Source organism: Luteimonas yanweni, from assembly GCF_039548475.1.
Classification (GTDB): domain Bacteria; phylum Pseudomonadota; class Gammaproteobacteria; order Xanthomonadales; family Xanthomonadaceae; genus Luteimonas.
The window spans coordinates 85,750-102,564 of record NZ_JBCLVC010000011.1 but is presented as its reverse complement, the minus strand read 5'-3'; the positions used below and the strand labels follow the sequence as shown (position 1 = coordinate 102,564).

Below are 16,815 nucleotides of genomic sequence, written 5' to 3'. Positions count from 1 at the left end.
TCGATCCGGCCCCGATGCGTGGCGTGCACGTCGCACCGCGCAAGATCGGTGAAAATGCGGTCTGCCCGCGCGGAGTCGGTTCCGCGCGACATCCAGTACCCGCCACGGCACCGACCGCAGCCGGCGGCACACGTTCCCGGAGATCCCTCTTGAACGACAACGCTTCCCCCGAGATCACCCTGTACACCAGCGCCGTCTGCGCCTACTGCGTGGCGGCCAAGAACTTCCTGCGCAGCAAGGGCCTGGAATGGACCGAGGTGCGGATCGACACCGATCCCGCAGAGCGCGAGCGCATGGTGTCGCGCGCCGGCCGGACCTCGGTGCCCCAGATCTTCGTCGGCGACGCCCACGTGGGCGGCTACGACGACATGATGGCGCTGCACCGGGCGGGCGGGTTCGAGCCCCTGCTGCAGGGAAAGGGCGCGTGAGCGGGAGTGGTGAAGGCGACCGCGTCCGCGAGTTCGCCGCCTTCCGCGAGCGCATGAACGAGCGCATCCTGGCCGAGCCCAACCAGGTGGTGCGGCGCTTCTTCGCGCTCGATACGCAGGCCTACCAGGCGGGGGCGCTGGACGTGAAGACCAAGGAGCTGCTGGGACTGGTCGCGTCGCTGGTGCTGCGCTGCGATGACTGCATCAGTTACCACGTGGCCAAGTGCCGCGACGCAGGGGTCGGCCGCGACGCCATGTTCGAGGCGTTTTCGATCGGCCTGGTGGTGGGTGGCAGCATCGTGATCCCGCACCTGCGCCGGGCCGTGGACTTCCTGGACCAGCTGGAAGCCGGCGCCGAGGCGCCGCCGAGCCACGCCCACGACTGAGTGCCCCGCAGGCGACGACCGACGGCGCCGGGCGGCTTTTGGCATAATCGGGCGCTGCATTCCGCCTCCCCCGACGCCCCGCCTTGTGCCCGGCGTCCCCCCAGCATGGACCCCACACTCATGACCCAGACAATCACGGTCATCCGCGGCGATGGCATCGGCCCGGAGATCATGGACGCCACCCTGCACGTGCTTGACGCGATGAAGCTCGGGCTTGTGTACGAAGAGGCCGATGCCGGCCTGGTGGCGCTCGAGAAGCACGGCGACCTGCTGCCGCAGGCCACGCTGGATTCGATCAGCCGCAACCGGGTCGCGCTCAAGAGCCCGCTGACCACGCCGGTGGGCGGCGGCTTCTCGTCGATCAACGTGCAGCTACGCCGCCACTTCGACCTGTACGCCAACGTGCGCCCGGCGACCTCGTTCCCGAATACGCGCTCGCGCTTCACCGAGGGCGTGGACATCATCACCGTGCGCGAGAACACCGAAGGCGCCTACACCGCCGAGGGCCAGGAAACCGCGCCCGACGGCAGCTGGGCGGTCTCGATCACCCGCAACACCCGCAAGGGCTCGGAGCGCATCGTGCGCTACGCCTTCGACCTGGCGCGCCGGGTGGGCCGCAAGAAGGTCACGGTGGTGCACAAGGCAAACATCCTGAAATCGACCTCGGGCATCTTCCTCAACGCCGCGCGCGACGTGGCCAGGGAATACCCGGACATCGAATGCGACGAGATGATCGTGGACAACACCTGCATGCAGCTGGTGATGCGTCCGGAGCAGTTCGACGTCATCGTGACCACCAACCTGTTCGGCGACATCATCTCCGACCTCTGCGCCGGCCTGATCGGCGGCCTGGGGCTGATTCCCGGCGCGAACATCGGCAAGGACGCGGCGATCTTCGAGGCCGTGCACGGCTCCGCGCCGGACATCGCGGGCAAGGGCGTGGCCAACCCCTGCGCGCTGCTGCTGGGCGCGGTGCAGATGCTCGAGCACATCGGCATGGTGGAAGAAGCCGCCAGGCTGCGCGCGGCGATCGTTGCCACCCTGGAAGCCAAGGATTCGCTCACCCCGGATCTGGGCGGCACCGGCACCACCATGGGCTTCGCCCAGGCGATCGCCGGCCGCGCCGCGGCCTGACACCGGCAAGCGAAACGGCATGGCAGACGGGCGCTTCGGCGCCCGTTCCGTTTCTGGAACACCGCTGTGCCGGTGCTCGCCTCGACAGTGGGGATCGCGCGGCCCACAATCGCCAATCCTTTCATGCGGATAAAGAGATGGATACCCGTCCCAGTGCCCTGGCGCTGACCCCGCTGCTGCTGTTCCTGGCGCTGTTCTTCGGATCCGGACTTTATTTCACGCTGCAGGGCGAGCCCATGGGCTTCTATCAGCTGCGCGCGCCGGTGGCGATCCTGCCGGCGCTCGCGCTGGCCGCCTGGATCGCCCACCGCCGGGGCCTGAGGCCGGGCGAGGTGCTGCTGCGCGGCATGGGCGACCCGAACATCATGACGATGTGCCTGATCTTCCTGCTCGCGGGTGCGTTCGCCTACGTCTCGCAGGCTGTCGGTGCCGTGGATGCGGTGGTCTCCCTCGGCATCGGCGCGGTGCCTCCGGCACTGCTGCTGCCCGGCCTGTTCGTGGTGGCCTCGCTGATCTCGCTGGCGATCGGCACGTCGATGGGCACGATCGCGGCAGTGGTGCCCATCGCGCTCGGCGTGGCGGACGCGTCGGGCCTGGATCGCGCGCTGGTCGTGGGCGCGGTGATCGGCGGCGCGATGTTCGGCGACAACCTGTCGGTGATCTCGGACACCACCATCGCCGCCACCCGCAGCCAGGGGGCGGAGATGCGCGACAAGTTCCGCGAGAATTTCAGGATCGCCCTCCCGGCTGCGCTGGCGACGATGGCGCTGCTCGCATTGCTCGGCGATCCGGCCCCTGTGGCCACCGACGAGCCGGCCTCGGCCTGGCTCGTGCTGCCCTACGTGCTGGTGCTGGTCCTCGCACTCAGCGGCCTGGACGTGATCCTGGTGCTGGGCATCGGGGTGGCGCTGGCCGGGGTAACCGGGCTGGTGCTGGCGCCGGACTACGACCTGGTGCAGTACGCCGGTGACATCTGGACCGGCTTCGAGGGCATGACCGAAATCCTGCTGCTGTCGCTGCTGATCGGCGGTGTGGGCGCGCTGATGAAGGCGGCCGGCGGGCTGGAGTGGCTGGCGCGCGCGATCGCCCGCTTCGCGCGTGGCCAGCAGGGGCCGCGGACCGGCGAGTGCAGCATCGCCGCGCTGTCTGCGACGGCCGACGTGTTCACCGCCAACAACACCGTTGCGATCCTGGTCAGCGGCGAGGTTGCCCGCGACATCGCCGCCCGCCACGGCATCAGCCCGCGCCGCGCGGCGAGCCTGCTCGACATCTTCGCCTGCGTCCCGCAGGGCCTGCTGCCCTATGGCGCCCAGATCCTGCTCGCCGCGGGCCTGGCCTCGGTCTCCCCGCTGGCCCTCTCCGGCAGCGTCTTCTACTGCTGGATCCTGGCCCTGGTCGCGGTCGGCTTCATGGCCTGGCCGCGCCGCGTGCCCGCGCCTGCCGCGGAGCCGGCGGCTCCCCGCGCGCCGTAGCGAGGGAATGCAGTAACAGCTGCAGCTGCGGAAAAGCGGAGGCCTTTGCCACGGACCCACACGGATCTTCCGCGGATCCACTCGGACAGGGCAAAAGCGATTCCTGCCAAACGCACGACCGCCACAAGCGCGAAGGGCGCCCCCTGGGGCGCCCTCCTGAAGCGTGCCGCGTCGCGCCAGCCGTCAGTTGCGTGACTGCAGCTTGGACAGAAGGCGCAGGAACTCGATGTACAGCCACACCAGGGTGACCATCAGGCCGAAGGCGCCGTACCACTCCATGTACTTCGGCGCGCCCTGCTCGGCGCCGGCTTCGATGAAGTCGAAGTCCAGCACCAGGTTCAGCGCCGCGATCACGATCACGAACAGGCTGAAGCCGATGCCGACGATGCCGTTGCCGTGGATCATCGGGATGTTCACCCCGAAGAAGCCCAGCACGATCGTCGCCAGGTACACGAGGAAAATGCCGCCCGTGGCCGCGACCACGCCCAGCTTGAAGTTCTCGGTGGCCTTGATCAGCCCGGACCGGTAGGCGAACAGCAGCGCGAACAGGGTGCCGAAGGTCAGCATCACCGCCTGGATCACGATGCCTTCGTACAGATGGTTGTACAGCGCCGAAATCGCGCCCAGGAAGAATCCCTCGACCAGGGCGTACAGCGGCGCGGTGACCGGTGCCCAGGTCTTCTTGAAGACCGTGACCATCGCCAGGATGAAGCCGCCGATCGCGCCGCCCCACATGTAGACGGAGAAGCCCGGGGCGATCTCGCCGCCGGGCGTGAACGCCTGGCTCCAGGCGAAGGCTGCCGTCAGGACCGTCAACAGCAGCAGGAAGGCGGTCTTGTTGACCGTTCCGTTGATGGTCATGGTCCCGCCGCCATCGCGGGTCACGACCGTGCCGCTGCCCAGGTCTAGGAAGGTGGAGTCGGATAGGACCGGGTTGCCGCTGCGCATGGATTCCCCCCAAGGGTCTGGTGTGCGTGTGCCAACGCCGAGAATACACGGCCGGGCCCGACAGGGCGCCGCGGGGATGGTGCGAAAGGGGGGACTCGAACCCCCACGCCTTGCGGCACTGGTACCTAAAACCAGGGCGTCTACCAATTCCGCCACTTTCGCATCGGTCCGGACCGGGTCCCGGAACAAAAAACGCCCGGCGGGGCCGGGCGCTTCGGGTCTTGGTGGGCCGTCAAGGATTCGAACCTTGGACCTATTGATTAAGAGTCAACTGCTCTACCAACTGAGCTAACGGCCCCGAGCGGGAAATCTTAGCAAAACGATGGCCGGCGGATCAATACCGCTGGCCATCGGGAAAGCTGGGGTGGAAGACGGGATTTGAACCCGCGACCCCCGGAATCACAATCCGGTGCTCTAACCAACTGAGCTACATCCACCATATGGGTCCCGCGTCGAACCGACGGGGCCGCGCATTGTAGCGCGGTCGTCAGCGAAGTGCGACGGTCGGATACACGGCTGGTCTGGCGCGCCCGGCAGGACTCGAACCTGCAACCACCGGCTTAGAAGGCCGGTGCTCTATCCGGTTGAGCTACGGGCGCAGAAGAGTGGTCGGGGTAGAGGGATTCGAACCCCCGACATCCTGCTCCCAAAGCAGGCGCGCTACCAGACTGCGCTATACCCCGACGAATGCCGCCCGCCGGTACTGCCGCGGCTGGCCCGGGGCATTGTCGGGAGGGCTCCAGACGGTGTCAACGCGCGGTGCTGGCGGCAGCGGCCGGATTCCGCCAAAATGTCCCGTTCCGTCGCCGGACCCGGGCCCGCCCGTCGTCCGGCCAAACCAGACTATCAACGCCCGCGGCCCTGGCCGCGGTGGCAGGAGTGGGTATGCAAGTTTCAGTCGAGACCGTGGGCAGCCTCGGGCGCAAGATGACCTTCAGCCTGCCGGCCGGGCGCCTGCAGGACCAGGTGGGTGGCCGCCTACGCGAGATCGCGCGCACGGCGCGCATCAAGGGCTTCCGTCCCGGCAAGGTGCCGGCCAAGGTGATCGAGCAGCGTTTCGGCGCGCAGGTCCGCAGCGAAGTCCTCGACGGCATGCTGCGCGAAGGCTTCGACAGCGCCGTGCGCGAGAACGCGCTGCGCATCGCCGGCCAGCCCAGCATCGAGCGCGAGGGCGACGCCGACGACCTGTCCTACGTCGCCACCTTCGAAGTGGTGCCGGACTTCGGCGAGATCGACGTCTCCGGCCTCAAGGTCGAACGCGCGGTCGCCGAGGTCACCGAGGAAGACATCGATCGCATGATCGGGAACCTGCGCCAGCAGCGCCGCAGCTGGAGCGCGGTGACCCGCCCCGCGAAGCAGGGCGATGCGGTCGACATCGAGACCTGGTCCGAAGTCGACGGCGAACGCATGCCCGCCGAAGGCACCGAGCGCGGCGTGTCTGTTATCGGGTCCGGCGCGATGTTCGCCGATATCGAAGCGGCGCTGGTGGGCATGTCCACCGGTGACGGGAAGGAGGTCGAGGTGACCTTCCCCGAAGGCTGGCGCGTGCCGCAGCTGGCCGGCAAGTCGGCCAAGGTGCACCTGCGCGCCGAGCAGGTGTCCGAGGAAGTTCTGCCGGAAGCCGATGCGGCGTTCATCCGCAGCTTCGGCGTCAAGAGCGGTGAGATGGACCAGTTCCGCGTGGACATCCGCACCAACCTCGAGCGCGAGCTCAAGCACGCGCTGATGAACCGCCTGCGCCGCGCGGTCGGCGAGCAGCTGGTCGCGGCCTACGCGGAGGTGGAGCTGCCGCCGAAGCTGGTCGAGCAGGAGGCGCGCGCGCTGGTGGCCCAGGTGGCCGAGCAGGCCCGTCGCGAGGGTCGCCCCTCCGAGCCGCCGGCCAACGCGCACGAGAACTTCATGGAGCCGGCGCGCAAGCGCGTGCTGGTCGGCCTGCTGGTGGGCGAGGTCGCCCGCAAGCACCAGCTGATGCTGGACCGGAAGCGCCTGGACGAGAGCCTGCGACTGATCGCCTCGACCTACGAGGAGCCGCAGCAGGTCATTGACTTGTACCGGAACGATCCCCAGCTTATGGGTGGACTGCAGAACCGGGTGATGGAGGAGCAGGTGATCGACTGGATCGCCGAACGCGCCGAGCACACCGACACGCAGCTGACCTTCCAGGAGGCGATCGCGCCGCAGGCGTGACGCTTCCGCTGACACGGGATTGAAATGAGCATCGAGACCAAGGCCCTGAACCTCGTGCCGATGGTGGTTGAACAGACCAGCCGCGGCGAGCGCGCGTACGACATCTATTCGCGCCTGTTGAAGGAGCGGGTGATCTTCCTGGTCGGCGGCATCGACGACCACGTGGCCAACGTGATCGTGGCGCAGATGCTCTTCCTCGAGGCCGAGAACCCCGAGAAGGACATCAACCTGTACATCAACTCGCCCGGTGGCATCGTCACCGCCGGCATGGCGATCTACGACACCATGCAGTTCATCAAGCCGGACGTGAGCACGATCTGCGTCGGCCAGGCGGCCAGCATGGGCGCGCTGCTGCTGGCCTCCGGCGCGGCCGGAAAGCGCTACGCGCTGCCGAACTCCCGGGTGATGATCCACCAGCCGCTGGGCGGCTTCCAGGGCCAGGCCACCGACATCGAGATCCACGCGCGCGAGATCCTCTCGATGAAGCAACGCCTGAACGAGATCCTGGCGCGCCACACCGGCCAGTCGCTCGAAACCGTCGCGCACGACACCGAGCGCGACAACTTCAAGAGCGCCGAGGCCGCGCGTGAATACGGCCTGGTGGACGAAGTCCTCGAGCGCCGGCCCGAAGAGTCCATCCAGCCGTCCTGACGCGCAGGGCGCCACGCTGCCCGCGCCGCGGCACTGATGCCGCGGCGCCCCCGTATCCCGGTACGCTTGCGGCCCCGGGCCCGGGTGCTATTCTCGACTCCGACCCCCCGAAACACCGATTGGCGAACGCATGACCGAAGATAGACAGGGCCGTTCCGGCGACAGCAGCAAGATCCTCTACTGCTCGTTCTGCGGGAAGAGCCAGCATGAGGTCCGCAAGCTGATCGCGGGCCCGAGCGTGTTCATCTGCGATGAATGCGTCGAGCTGTGCAACGACATCATCCGCGAGGAGCTCGAGGAGAAGGCCCAGAGCGCGCGCAGTTCGCTGCCCAAGCCGAAGGAGATCCTCGAGGTCCTCGACCAGTACGTGATCGGGCAGCAGCGGGCCAAGAAGACGCTCGCGGTGGCGGTGTACAACCACTACAAGCGCATCGAGAGCCGCCAGAAGAACGACGAAGTCGAGCTCGCCAAGTCGAACATCCTGCTGGTCGGCCCCACCGGCTCCGGCAAGACGCTGCTGGCGGAAACGCTGGCGCGCATGCTCAACGTGCCGTTCACCATGGCCGATGCCACGACGCTCACCGAGGCCGGCTACGTCGGCGAGGACGTCGAGAACATCATCCAGAAGCTGCTGCAGAAGTGCGACTACGACGTCGAGAAGGCGCAGCAGGGCATCGTCTACATCGACGAGATCGACAAGATCTCGCGCAAGAGCGAGAACCCGTCGATCACCCGCGACGTGTCGGGCGAGGGCGTGCAGCAGGCGCTGCTGAAGCTCATCGAAGGCACCGTGGCCAGCGTGCCGCCGCAGGGCGGGCGCAAGCATCCGCAGCAGGAGTTCCTGCAGGTCGACACCCGCAATATCCTGTTCATCGTCGGTGGCGCGTTCGCCGGCCTGGACAAGGTCATCCAGCAGCGCAGCACGGACGCCAGCGGCATCGGTTTCGGTGCCAAGCTCAAGAGCTCCGAGCGCAAGGCCGAGGTCGGCAAGGTGCTGGCCGCGGTCGAGCCCGAGGACCTGATCAAGTTCGGCCTGATCCCCGAGTTCGTCGGCCGCCTGCCGGTGGTCGCCACGCTTGAGGAACTGGACGAGGCCGCCCTGGTCAAGATCCTGTCCGAGCCGAAGAACGCCATCACCAAGCAGTTCCGCAAGCTGTTCGAGATGGAAGGCGTGGAGCTCGAGTTCCGGCCTGATGCGCTGTCCGCGATCGCCCGCAAGGCGCTCAAGCGCAAGACCGGTGCGCGCGGCCTGCGCACCATCGTGGAATCGGTGCTGCTGGACACGATGTACGACCTGCCGTCGCAGGAGAACGTGAGCAAGGTGGTGGTGGACGAGTCGGTGATCGAACACAAGTCCGAGCCCTACCTGATCTATGAAACCCCTGCCGCGCCGCCGGCCAAGGCCGCCTCGGGCGACTGAGCGCAGCTTCCACGGGAGCGTTCCCATCGAGCCCGGGCCTTGCGGCCCGGGCTTTTTTCCGGGTCCCGGTTGTCCGCAAGGCATCGCCCGGGGCGCCGCCCGGGCGCCTGTCCGCCCGATGCCAGCTGGTCGATGAACGCGCGCCGCGGCAGGCGCCGGCGCATCCGGGGCGCAACGGCTGGCAGCGCTTGCATCCGCTTCCGCCGGGCCCCATAACCAGAACCATGCGGCAGCCGGCCGCCCGTATTCCAGGAGTCCAGATGAGCACCCAGGCCACCACTTTTGACCTGCCGGTCCTGCCGCTGCGCGACGTGGTGGTGTTTCCGCACATGGTCATCCCGCTGTTCGTGGGACGCGACAAGTCCATCCGCGCGCTGGACCTGGCGATGGAAGGCGACAAGCAGGTGCTGCTGGTCGCGCAGAAAGCCGCCGAAACCGACGACCCGGGTGCCGACGACCTGCATCCGGTAGGCACGCTGGCGCAAGTGCTCCAGCTGCTGAAACTGCCCGACGGCACGATCAAGGTGCTGGTGGAAGGCGTGCAGCGCGCTTCGGTCGATTCCGTGCGCGAGGTCGATGGCACGCTCGTCGGCACCGGCACCGCCGTGGATCCGGTCGAGAGCCGCGAGCCACGCGAGGTCGAGGCCATCGCGCGTTCGTTGATGGGGCTGTTCGAGCAGTATGTGAAGACCAACCGAAAGCTGCCGCCGGAGCTGCTGCAGACGCTCGCCGGCATCGACGAGCCCTCGCGCCTGGCGGATACGGTCGCCGCGCACCTGGGCGTGCGCCTCGGCGAGAAGCAGAAGCTGCTGGAAACCTTCGGCACGGCCGAGCGCCTGGAGATGCTGGTCGGCCTTGTCGACGGCGAGATCGACGTGCAGCAGATGGAGAAGCGCATCCGCGGCCGCGTGAAGTCGCAGATGGAGAAGTCGCAGCGCGAGTACTACCTCAACGAACAGATGAAGGCGATCCAGAAGGAACTGGGCGACATGGACGACGCGCCCAACGACCTCGAGGAGTTGGCGCGCAGGATTGCCGCCGCCGGCATGCCAAAGCCCGTTGAAGCCAAGGCGAAATCGGAGCTCAACAAGCTCAAGCAGATGTCGCCGATGGCGGCCGAGGCCGCGGTGGTGCGCAACTACCTGGACTGGCTGCTGGGCGTGCCGTGGAAGAAGCGCAGCAAGGTGCGCAAGGACCTCAAGGTCGCGCAGGACGTGCTCGACGCCGACCATTACGGACTGGACAAGGTCAAGGAGCGCATCCTCGAATACCTCGCGGTGCAGACCCGAGTGAAGCAGATGAAGGGCGCGATCCTGTGCCTGGTCGGTCCGCCGGGCGTGGGCAAGACCTCCCTCGGCCAGTCCATCGCCAAGGCCACCAACCGCAAGTTCGTGCGCATGTCGCTGGGCGGCGTGCGCGACGAGGCCGAGATCCGCGGCCATCGCCGTACGTACGTGGGTTCGATGCCGGGCCGGATCGTGCAGAACCTCAACAAGACCGGGGTCAGGAACCCGCTGTTCATGCTTGACGAGATCGACAAGATGTCGATGGACTTCCGCGGCGACCCGTCCTCGGCGCTGCTGGAAGTGCTGGATCCCGAGCAGAACAACGCCTTCAACGATCACTACCTGGAGGTCGACCTCGACCTGTCGGAAGTGATGTTCGTCGCGACCTCGAACTCGCTCAACATCCCGGGCCCGCTGCTGGACCGCATGGAGGTGATCCGCCTGCCCGGCTATACCGAGGAAGAGAAGATCAACATCGCCATGCGCTACCTGCTGCCCAAGCAGATCAAGGCCAACGGCCTGCGCGACGACGAGTTGAAGATCGCGGAAAGCGCGGTGCAGGACATCGTGCGCTATTACACGCGCGAGTCCGGCGTGCGCAACCTCGAACGCGAGATCGCGAAAATCTGCCGCAAGGTGGTGAAGGAGATCGCGCTCGCCGGCCCGCAGAAGAAGAAGCCGCGCGCGCTCAACGTCACTTCGAAGAACCTCGACCGGTACCTGGGCGTGCGCCGCCATGATTTCGGCCGCGCCGAAGAGGACAACGAGATCGGCCTGGTCACCGGCCTGGCCTGGACCGAGGTCGGCGGCGACCTGCTGCAGATCGAATCCACCCTGATCCCGGGCAAGGGCGGGCAGCTCACGCTGACGGGCCAGCTGGGCGACGTGATGAAGGAATCGGCGTCGGCGGCGCTGTCGGTGGTGCGCGCGCGCGCCGAGCGGCTGGGCCTCGAGCCCGACTTCCTGCAGAAGCGCGACGTGCACGTGCACGTGCCGGACGGCGCCACGCCCAAGGACGGTCCAAGCGCGGGCATTGCGATGGTGACGTCGCTGGTATCGACCCTGACCCGCATCCCGGTGCGCGCCGACGTGGCGATGACCGGCGAGATCACCCTGCGCGGCAAGGTCACGGCCATCGGCGGGCTGAAGGAGAAGCTGCTCGCGGCGCTGCGCGGCGGCATCAGCACGGTGATCATCCCGGAGGAGAACCGCAAGGACCTCGCCGACATCCCGAAGAACGTCACCCAGGGCATGAAGATCGTCCCGGTGAAGTGGATCGACGAAGTTCTCGACCTCGCGCTCGAGCGGCCGCTGCCCCCGTTGCCGTCGCCGGCGCCGGTGGAAGAGGTGGTGAGGAGCCCTCGCAAATCGTCGCCAAGGGCGGATGTCAAGCACTGACGTTGCAGTGTTTTTCTTGCGCGGCACCATGCGCACTGGTATAAATTCGCGCTCGCAGCGCGGCTTGTGGCCGCCGGCGATTCCGGAGCCGCGGCGGCCAGGCCGCCCGCAGGCCCGCCACCAATTCGAGCGACCGCAGGGTCGCGCAGGAGCACCGAATACATGAACAAGAACGATCTGGTCCAGGCCGTTGCCGACGAGGCCAACCTGTCCAAGGCCGATGCCGCACGTGCAGTCGACGCGGTGCTGTCCTCGGTGGGCAAGGCCCTGAAGCAGGGCGACACCGTTGCCCTGATCGGCTTTGGCACCTTCCAGGTCAAGGAGCGCGCCGCCCGCACGGGCCGCAATCCGCGCACGGGCGAAGAGATCGCGATCGCCGCCTCGAAAAATCCCGTCTTCAAGGCTGGCAAGGCTCTGAAGGATGCTGTAAACTAAGCGGCCCGCTTAGGGGTGTTTAGCTCAGCGGTAGAGCGTCTCCTTTACACGGAGAGGGTCGGGGGTTCGATCCCCTCAGCACCCACCACGGATTGACGTTCGCAACAGGTTCGACAAAGCGGAGTGGTAGTTCAGTTGGTTAGAATGCTGGCCTGTCACGCCGGAGGTCGCGGGTTCGAGTCCCGTCCACTCCGCCAGTCACACCAGGAAGGCGCCCGAAAGGGCGCCTTTCTTTTTTCCGGCGACGCGCGGCCTCGCGTTCCCGGCGCCTGCGGGTCGCCCTGCGTGCCGGAGCCGCTGCGGCAAGCCATGCGCTAGACTGCGCGGCTACGTCCAACGCGCGACCCCCGACATGCTGCAAGCACTTCGAGAAAAAACTTCCGGCTGGATCGCCCTCGTGATCGTGATCCTGCTCGCGATCCCGTTCGCGTTCTTCGGCATGGAGCAGTACCTGTTCCAGAATTCCGCGAACTACGCGGCAAAGGTCGAGGCACCGCCGTCATGGTGGCGTTCGGCGCCGGATATCTGGCCCGTGCGCAAGGCGTTCTGGGTGTCGCGTGAGGTATCGCCGGACGAGTTCCGCAACGAATTCGAGGCCGCGCGCCAGCAGGCGCGCGCCACTGAAGGCGAAGCCTACGATGCGCGCGCCTTCGAACAGATGGACAACAAGCTGCGCGTACTCGACCAGCTGGTCGACCGCACCGTGCTGGCGCTGGCGGCGCAGAACGCAGGCGTCGCGGTCGGCAACGCCCGCGTCGCCGAAGTCGTGTCGACGATGCCCGAGTTCCAGGTGGAAGGCCGCTTCGATCCACAGCGCTACCAGATGCTCCTGCAGGCGCGCGTGCCCGCGCAGACGCCGCGCGAGCACCAGGAGGAGATCCGCGAGCGCCTGCAGATGGCGCTCCTGCCCAGCCGCGTCGCCGGTACCGCCTTCGCCAGCACGGGGCAGGTGGAGCGCACGATGCAGCTCCTGGGCCAGCAGCGCGATGTCGACATGGCCCTGGTGCCGGCGCCGGCGCCGTACACCGGCGCGATCGCCGCCGCCGACATCCAGGCGTGGTACGACGACCACCGCGAAGACTACCGGGCGCCGGAGGAGGTCTCGATCGAGTACGTCGAGATCCTCGCCGACACCGTGCCCGAGCCGGCCCCGGCCGACGAAGCCACGCTGCGGTCGCGTTACGAGCTCGAGAAGGGGCGTTTCGTCGAGCCCGAGCAGCGCCTGGTGTCGCACATCCTGGTGCGGGTGCCCGAAGACGCCGACGCCGCGGCGCGTGAGGCCGCCAAGGCCGAAGCCGAGGACATCGCCGGCCGCGCGCGTGCCGAGGGCGCGGATTTCGCCGCCATCGCGCAGGCCGAGTCCGACGACGAAGGCTCGAAGGCCGCGGGTGGCGACCTGGGCTGGCTCGAGCGCGGGATCATGGGCGAGAGCTTCGACAACGCCGTGCACGCGGCCGCGCCGGGCATCGCCAGCGAACCGGTGCTGACCGATTTCGGCTGGCACGTGCTGCTGGTGCGCGAAGTGCGCGAAGGCAAGGAAGTGCCCTTCGAGGTCGCGCGTGCCGAGCTTGCCGCGGCGCAGGCCGTCTCCGACCGCGAGCGCGCGTTCAACGATCTGATCGGCCGCCTGGTCGACCAGGTCTATCGCAACCCGAGTTCGCTGGCGCCGGCCGCGCGCGAGGCCGGGCTGCCGGTGCAGAAGGCCGGTCCCTTCGTCCGTGGTGGCGGCGAGGGCATTGCCGCCGACCCGGCCGTGCAGCGCGTCGCGTTCTCCGAAGCCCTGGTCCAGGACGGTACCGTCAGCGATCCGATCGAGCTGGGCAGCAACCACAGCGTGCTGATCCGGGTGACGGCGCACGCGCCGGAACGCGAGCGCGCCCTGTCCGAGGTTCGCGACGAGGTGGTCGCCGCCATCCGCGCCGACCGGGCGCGCCTGGCCGTGCTTGCCGAAGCGGACGCGGCCGTGGCCGGCATCGCGGAAGGCAAGGCGCTGGCGGAGATCGCCGAAGCCAGGGGTTGGCAGCACCTGGCCCTGCCGGACATGCGCCGCGGCATGCCGATGCCGTCGGCCGAAGCCAACCAGGCCATTTTCGCCGCGCCCGAGCCCGCGGAGGGCGCCGTGTCCGCCGGGCGCGTGCTGCAGGACGACGGCAGCATCGTGGTCTATGCGGTGAACAGGGTCGTGCCCGGCGAGACCGGTCCCGCGGGCGCCGAGGAACGCGAGATGATCAGGACCCAGCTGACGCGCATGGCGGGAGACGAGGACGCCATGGCGCTGCTGCGTGTGTTGCGCGAACGGATGCGCGTGACCACGGTCGAGGCGCGCCTCTAGCCTGCGCCCGGCGGACCACGCCGTGCGGACGGCGGCCACGAAAAAGCCCGGCGAATGCCGGGCTTTTCCGTTCCACTTCGCGTCGGGTCCGTGGCCCGGCGCGCCGCAGCGGCTCGTCAGCCAGCGTCAGCCGCGGGCTCTTCAAGCCCGGTCATGCTGACGATGTTGTAGCCGGCATCGACATAGGTCACCTCGCCGGTGATGCCGGCGGCCAGGTCCGAACACAGGAACGCGGCCACGTTGCCGACGTCGTCGATGCTCACCGTGCGCCGCAGCGGCGCATGTGATTCGACGTGCCCGAGGATCTTGCGGAAGCCGCCGATGCCCGAGGCGGCCAGGGTCTTGATCGGGCCGGCCGAGATCGCGTTGACGCGCGTGCCTTCCGGGCCGAGGTTGTAGGCCAGGTAGCGCATCGTGGCCTCCAGGCTGGCCTTGGCCACGCCCATCACGTTGTAGCTGGGCAGGGTCCGCACGGCGCCCAGGTAGCTCAGCGTCAGCACCGCGCCGTTGCGGCCCTTCATCAGCGGGCGCGCGCCCTTGGCCAGCGCCGCGAGCGAATAGGCCGAGATGTCCTGCGCCACCAGGAAGGCGTCGCGGGTCAGGCCGTCCAGGAACTGGCCTGCGATCGCTTCGCGCGGGGCGAAGGCGATGGCGTGGATGAGGATGTCGAAACCATCGTCCCAGTGCTTGCCAAGGTCGGCGAACAGGGCTTCGATCTGCGCATCGTCGCTGACGTCGAGCGGGAACACGGGCCCGCCGCCCAGGCGCGAGGCCACGTCTTCGACCCGCGACTTGAGCTTCTCGTTCTGGTAGGTGAAGGCCAGTTCGGCGCCTTCGCGGTGCATCGCCTCGGCGATGCCGTTGGCGATGGAGCGCTGGCTGGCGATGCCGGTGATCAGTGCGCGCTTGCCCTGCAGGAATCCCATGGTGGTGTTCGACTCGGTGGACGGAGCGGGCTAGTTTGCCACGGGCGCAGCCGCCGGGGCCGCCGCGGCGCCGGCCGCGGGCACCAGGATCTGGCGACCGGCGGGGCGTGCACCCGCCTGCGCCGGGTTGAGGCGGCGGAGTCGTGCGGTATCCAGGCCCATGCGCCGCGCATAGCCCTCCAGTCCCCCGGGCTCGCCCGCAAGGTCGACCGCGACCAGCCGCGGCACCGGTCGCTCCAGGGATTCGCGCCACGCCTGGTCCGTGCCTGCTTCGACCATCAGGCACGACAGCGCGTGCAGCTTGCGCACGTAGGCGCGGGTGATGCCGGACAGGCTGTCCAGCGCCTCGGGCCGGGCGGCCGCGGCGCGCTGGTCGTGGCGGCGCAGCGCGCCAAGCACGCGGTATTCGCCGGCGTTGAAGGCCATCACCGCCAGTCGCCAGTCGCCTGCGAACATGCCGTGCAGCGTCTTGAGGTAGCGGACCGCCGCGCGCGTCGCGTCGACCGGCGACAGGCGGCCGTCGTAACCGCGGCGGATGGGGATGTCGTGGTTGCGCGCGGTGACCGCGATGAACTGCCACAGGCCCGCCGGCCCGCTGCCACTGCGCGCACCGGGGCGGTAGCCGCTCTCGACGAAGGGGATCAGCGCGTACTCGGTTGGGAGATGCGCGCTGCGCAGCGCGTCCACCACGTAACCGAACAGCGGCAGCACCTCGCCTTCGGAGGCCGCCAGCTGTTCGGGCACGTGGGCGTAATGCGCGCGCCAGCGCGGGCTGGCGTCCTCGCAGGCGGGCTGTGCCAGGCCATCGACGAAGCGCTGGTAGATGCCCGCGCCGCTGGTGGCCGCCGCCGGGACGGGCACGACGGCCAGGTGGCCAGCTGGACCCGCTGCGTCCAACGGCGCCGCGGCGGCGACCACCGCCTGCGGTTCCTGGTCGCCGGCATGCAGGGGTCCGGTTGCAGATGCCAGCAGCAGCGCCAGTGCAGCGCCCGCGCCGACCCTCATGCCCGGAACCCGTCCTTCCAGCGCCGCAGTGCGGCGAACGCGTCCACGCGCGACGGGCCGTCATCGCCGGACCAGGCGGCGATTGACGCACGCACCCCGGGTGCGTCCACGCGCAGGAACGGATTGCATGCGCGCTCGTCGGCAAGCGTGGACGGGAGCGTGGGCAGGGAGTCGTCGCGCATGGCGGCCACCTCTTCGCTGCGGCGCGCGAGCGCCGGGTTGTCAGGGTCGACCACCCGTGCAAAGGCGGCATTCGACTGCGTGTACTCGTGCCCGCAGCACACCAGGGTGTCGCCGGGCAGGGCGGCAAGCCGGTCGAGTGAAGCCAGCATCCGCGCCGGCGTATCTTCGAACAGGCGACCGCAGCCGAGACTGAACAGGGTATCGCCGCAAAACAAGAGCCCGTGACCGTGGAATGCGATGTGGCTCACGGTATGGCCCGGCACCGCGATCACTTCGAAGGTACGGCCGGCGGCTTCGACCTGTTCGCCGTCGCCCACCCGCCGGTTCGCGAGCGGGATCCTTGGGTCGTCCGGGGAGACCACGTCGAGGCCGGGCCAGCGCGCGCGGAGCGCCGCCACGCCGCCGATGTGGTCGTCGTGGTGGTGGGTAAGCAGCACCGCGTCGGGGCGCCAGCCACCGGCTTCGGCGGCCGCCAGCACCGGTGCGGCGTCGCCTGGATCGACCAGCAGCGTCCCGCGGCCGTCACCGGCCGGCAGCATCCAGATGTAGTTGTCGGCGAAGGCCGGGATCGCAACCGGTTGCATGGGCAGGGACGTGGCGGGGCAGGGCGTCTAGAATGGCGAC

General features: G+C 68.5%; 14 protein-coding genes and 7 tRNA genes. 12 read left to right on the top strand and 9 right to left on the bottom strand.

Going from position 1 to position 16,815, the window contains the following annotated elements:
* The first annotated feature begins 149 nt into the window (after positions 1-149).
* The 4 genes from grxC to WCE39_RS07790 all read left to right on the top strand — a co-directional run bounded on the left by grxC (position 150) and on the right by WCE39_RS07790 (position 3,420).
* Positions 150-428 carry a glutaredoxin 3 gene (grxC, locus tag WCE39_RS07805; RefSeq protein ID WP_343276120.1) on the top strand — a complete coding sequence of 93 codons (279 nt, stop codon included), beginning with the start codon at positions 150-152 and terminating at the stop codon, positions 426-428.
* Entirely contained in the window at positions 425-814 is a 390-nt protein-coding gene (locus tag WCE39_RS07800) for a carboxymuconolactone decarboxylase family protein (protein ID WP_343276119.1), read from the top strand. The genes grxC and WCE39_RS07800 overlap by 4 nt, the downstream gene beginning before the upstream one ends.
* Before the next feature lie 120 nt (positions 815-934).
* Complete coding sequence (locus tag WCE39_RS07795; RefSeq protein WP_343276118.1) at positions 935-1,948, top strand: isocitrate dehydrogenase; 1,014 nt, start codon at positions 935-937, stop codon at positions 1,946-1,948.
* Positions 1,945-3,420, top strand: coding sequence for a Na+/H+ antiporter NhaC family protein (locus WCE39_RS07790; RefSeq protein WP_343276192.1), 1,476 nt, complete (start codon positions 1,945-1,947; stop codon positions 3,418-3,420). The genes WCE39_RS07795 and WCE39_RS07790 overlap by 4 nt, the downstream gene beginning before the upstream one ends.
* Positions 3,421-3,603: 183 nt before the next feature.
* Here WCE39_RS07790 and WCE39_RS07785 read toward each other — a convergent pair whose 3' ends face one another.
* From WCE39_RS07785 to WCE39_RS07760, 6 genes are all read right to left on the bottom strand, one after another.
* Positions 3,604-4,368 carry a Bax inhibitor-1/YccA family protein gene (locus tag WCE39_RS07785; protein WP_343276117.1) on the bottom strand — a complete coding sequence of 255 codons (765 nt, stop codon included), beginning with the start codon at positions 4,366-4,368 and terminating at the stop codon, positions 3,604-3,606.
* 77 nt (positions 4,369-4,445) lie between these two features.
* A tRNA-Leu gene (locus tag WCE39_RS07780) sits at positions 4,446-4,530 on the bottom strand.
* 60 nt (positions 4,531-4,590) lie between these two features.
* Positions 4,591-4,666, bottom strand: a tRNA-Lys gene (locus WCE39_RS07775).
* Positions 4,667-4,728: 62 nt separating this feature from the next.
* A tRNA-His gene (locus WCE39_RS07770) sits at positions 4,729-4,805 on the bottom strand.
* Positions 4,806-4,890: 85 nt separating this feature from the next.
* Positions 4,891-4,967 (bottom strand) — tRNA-Arg (locus WCE39_RS07765).
* 7 nt (positions 4,968-4,974) lie between these two features.
* Positions 4,975-5,051 (bottom strand) — tRNA-Pro (locus tag WCE39_RS07760).
* Between the two features lie 202 nt (positions 5,052-5,253).
* Between WCE39_RS07760 and tig the strand changes: the two genes are divergently transcribed.
* From tig to WCE39_RS07720, 8 genes are all read left to right on the top strand, one after another.
* On the top strand, positions 5,254-6,555 hold the full coding sequence (tig, locus tag WCE39_RS07755; RefSeq protein WP_343276116.1) for a trigger factor: 1,302 nt from the start codon (positions 5,254-5,256) through the stop codon (positions 6,553-6,555).
* A 24-nt stretch (positions 6,556-6,579) separates the two neighbouring features.
* Positions 6,580-7,206, top strand: a complete 627-nt coding sequence (gene clpP, locus WCE39_RS07750; protein WP_343276115.1) for an ATP-dependent Clp endopeptidase proteolytic subunit ClpP — start codon at positions 6,580-6,582, stop codon at positions 7,204-7,206.
* 130 nt (positions 7,207-7,336) lie between these two features.
* The gene (gene clpX / locus WCE39_RS07745; protein WP_343276114.1) at positions 7,337-8,626 is read left to right on the top strand and encodes an ATP-dependent Clp protease ATP-binding subunit ClpX; all 1,290 of its coding nucleotides are present in this window, start codon (positions 7,337-7,339) and stop codon (positions 8,624-8,626) included.
* Positions 8,627-8,886: 260 nt separating this feature from the next.
* Entirely contained in the window at positions 8,887-11,310 is a 2,424-nt protein-coding gene (gene lon, locus WCE39_RS07740; RefSeq protein ID WP_343276113.1) for an endopeptidase La, read from the top strand.
* A 162-nt stretch (positions 11,311-11,472) separates the two neighbouring features.
* Positions 11,473-11,745, top strand: coding sequence for an HU family DNA-binding protein (locus WCE39_RS07735; RefSeq protein ID WP_343276112.1), 273 nt, complete (start codon positions 11,473-11,475; stop codon positions 11,743-11,745).
* Between the two features lie 13 nt (positions 11,746-11,758).
* Positions 11,759-11,833, top strand: a tRNA-Val gene (locus tag WCE39_RS07730).
* A gap of 32 nt (positions 11,834-11,865) precedes the next feature.
* Positions 11,866-11,942, top strand: a tRNA-Asp gene (locus tag WCE39_RS07725).
* Between the two features lie 155 nt (positions 11,943-12,097).
* Positions 12,098-14,077, top strand: a complete 1,980-nt coding sequence (locus tag WCE39_RS07720; RefSeq protein ID WP_343276111.1) for a SurA N-terminal domain-containing protein — start codon at positions 12,098-12,100, stop codon at positions 14,075-14,077.
* A 116-nt stretch (positions 14,078-14,193) separates the two neighbouring features.
* Here WCE39_RS07720 and WCE39_RS07715 read toward each other — a convergent pair whose 3' ends face one another.
* The 3 genes from WCE39_RS07715 to gloB are packed head-to-tail and all read right to left on the bottom strand — an operon-like array spanning position 14,194 to position 16,775.
* Entirely contained in the window at positions 14,194-15,003 is an 810-nt protein-coding gene (locus WCE39_RS07715; RefSeq protein ID WP_343276110.1) for an enoyl-ACP reductase FabI, read from the bottom strand.
* A gap of 30 nt (positions 15,004-15,033) precedes the next feature.
* A complete protein-coding gene (locus WCE39_RS07710) occupies positions 15,034-16,008 on the bottom strand; it encodes a lytic transglycosylase domain-containing protein (protein WP_343276109.1) in 975 nt (324 codons plus the stop codon).
* On the bottom strand, positions 16,005-16,775 hold the full coding sequence (gene gloB, locus WCE39_RS07705; RefSeq protein ID WP_343276108.1) for a hydroxyacylglutathione hydrolase: 771 nt from the start codon (positions 16,773-16,775) through the stop codon (positions 16,005-16,007). Before gloB ends, WCE39_RS07710 begins: the two co-directional genes overlap by 4 nt.
* Positions 16,776-16,815: the final 40 nt, after the last annotated feature.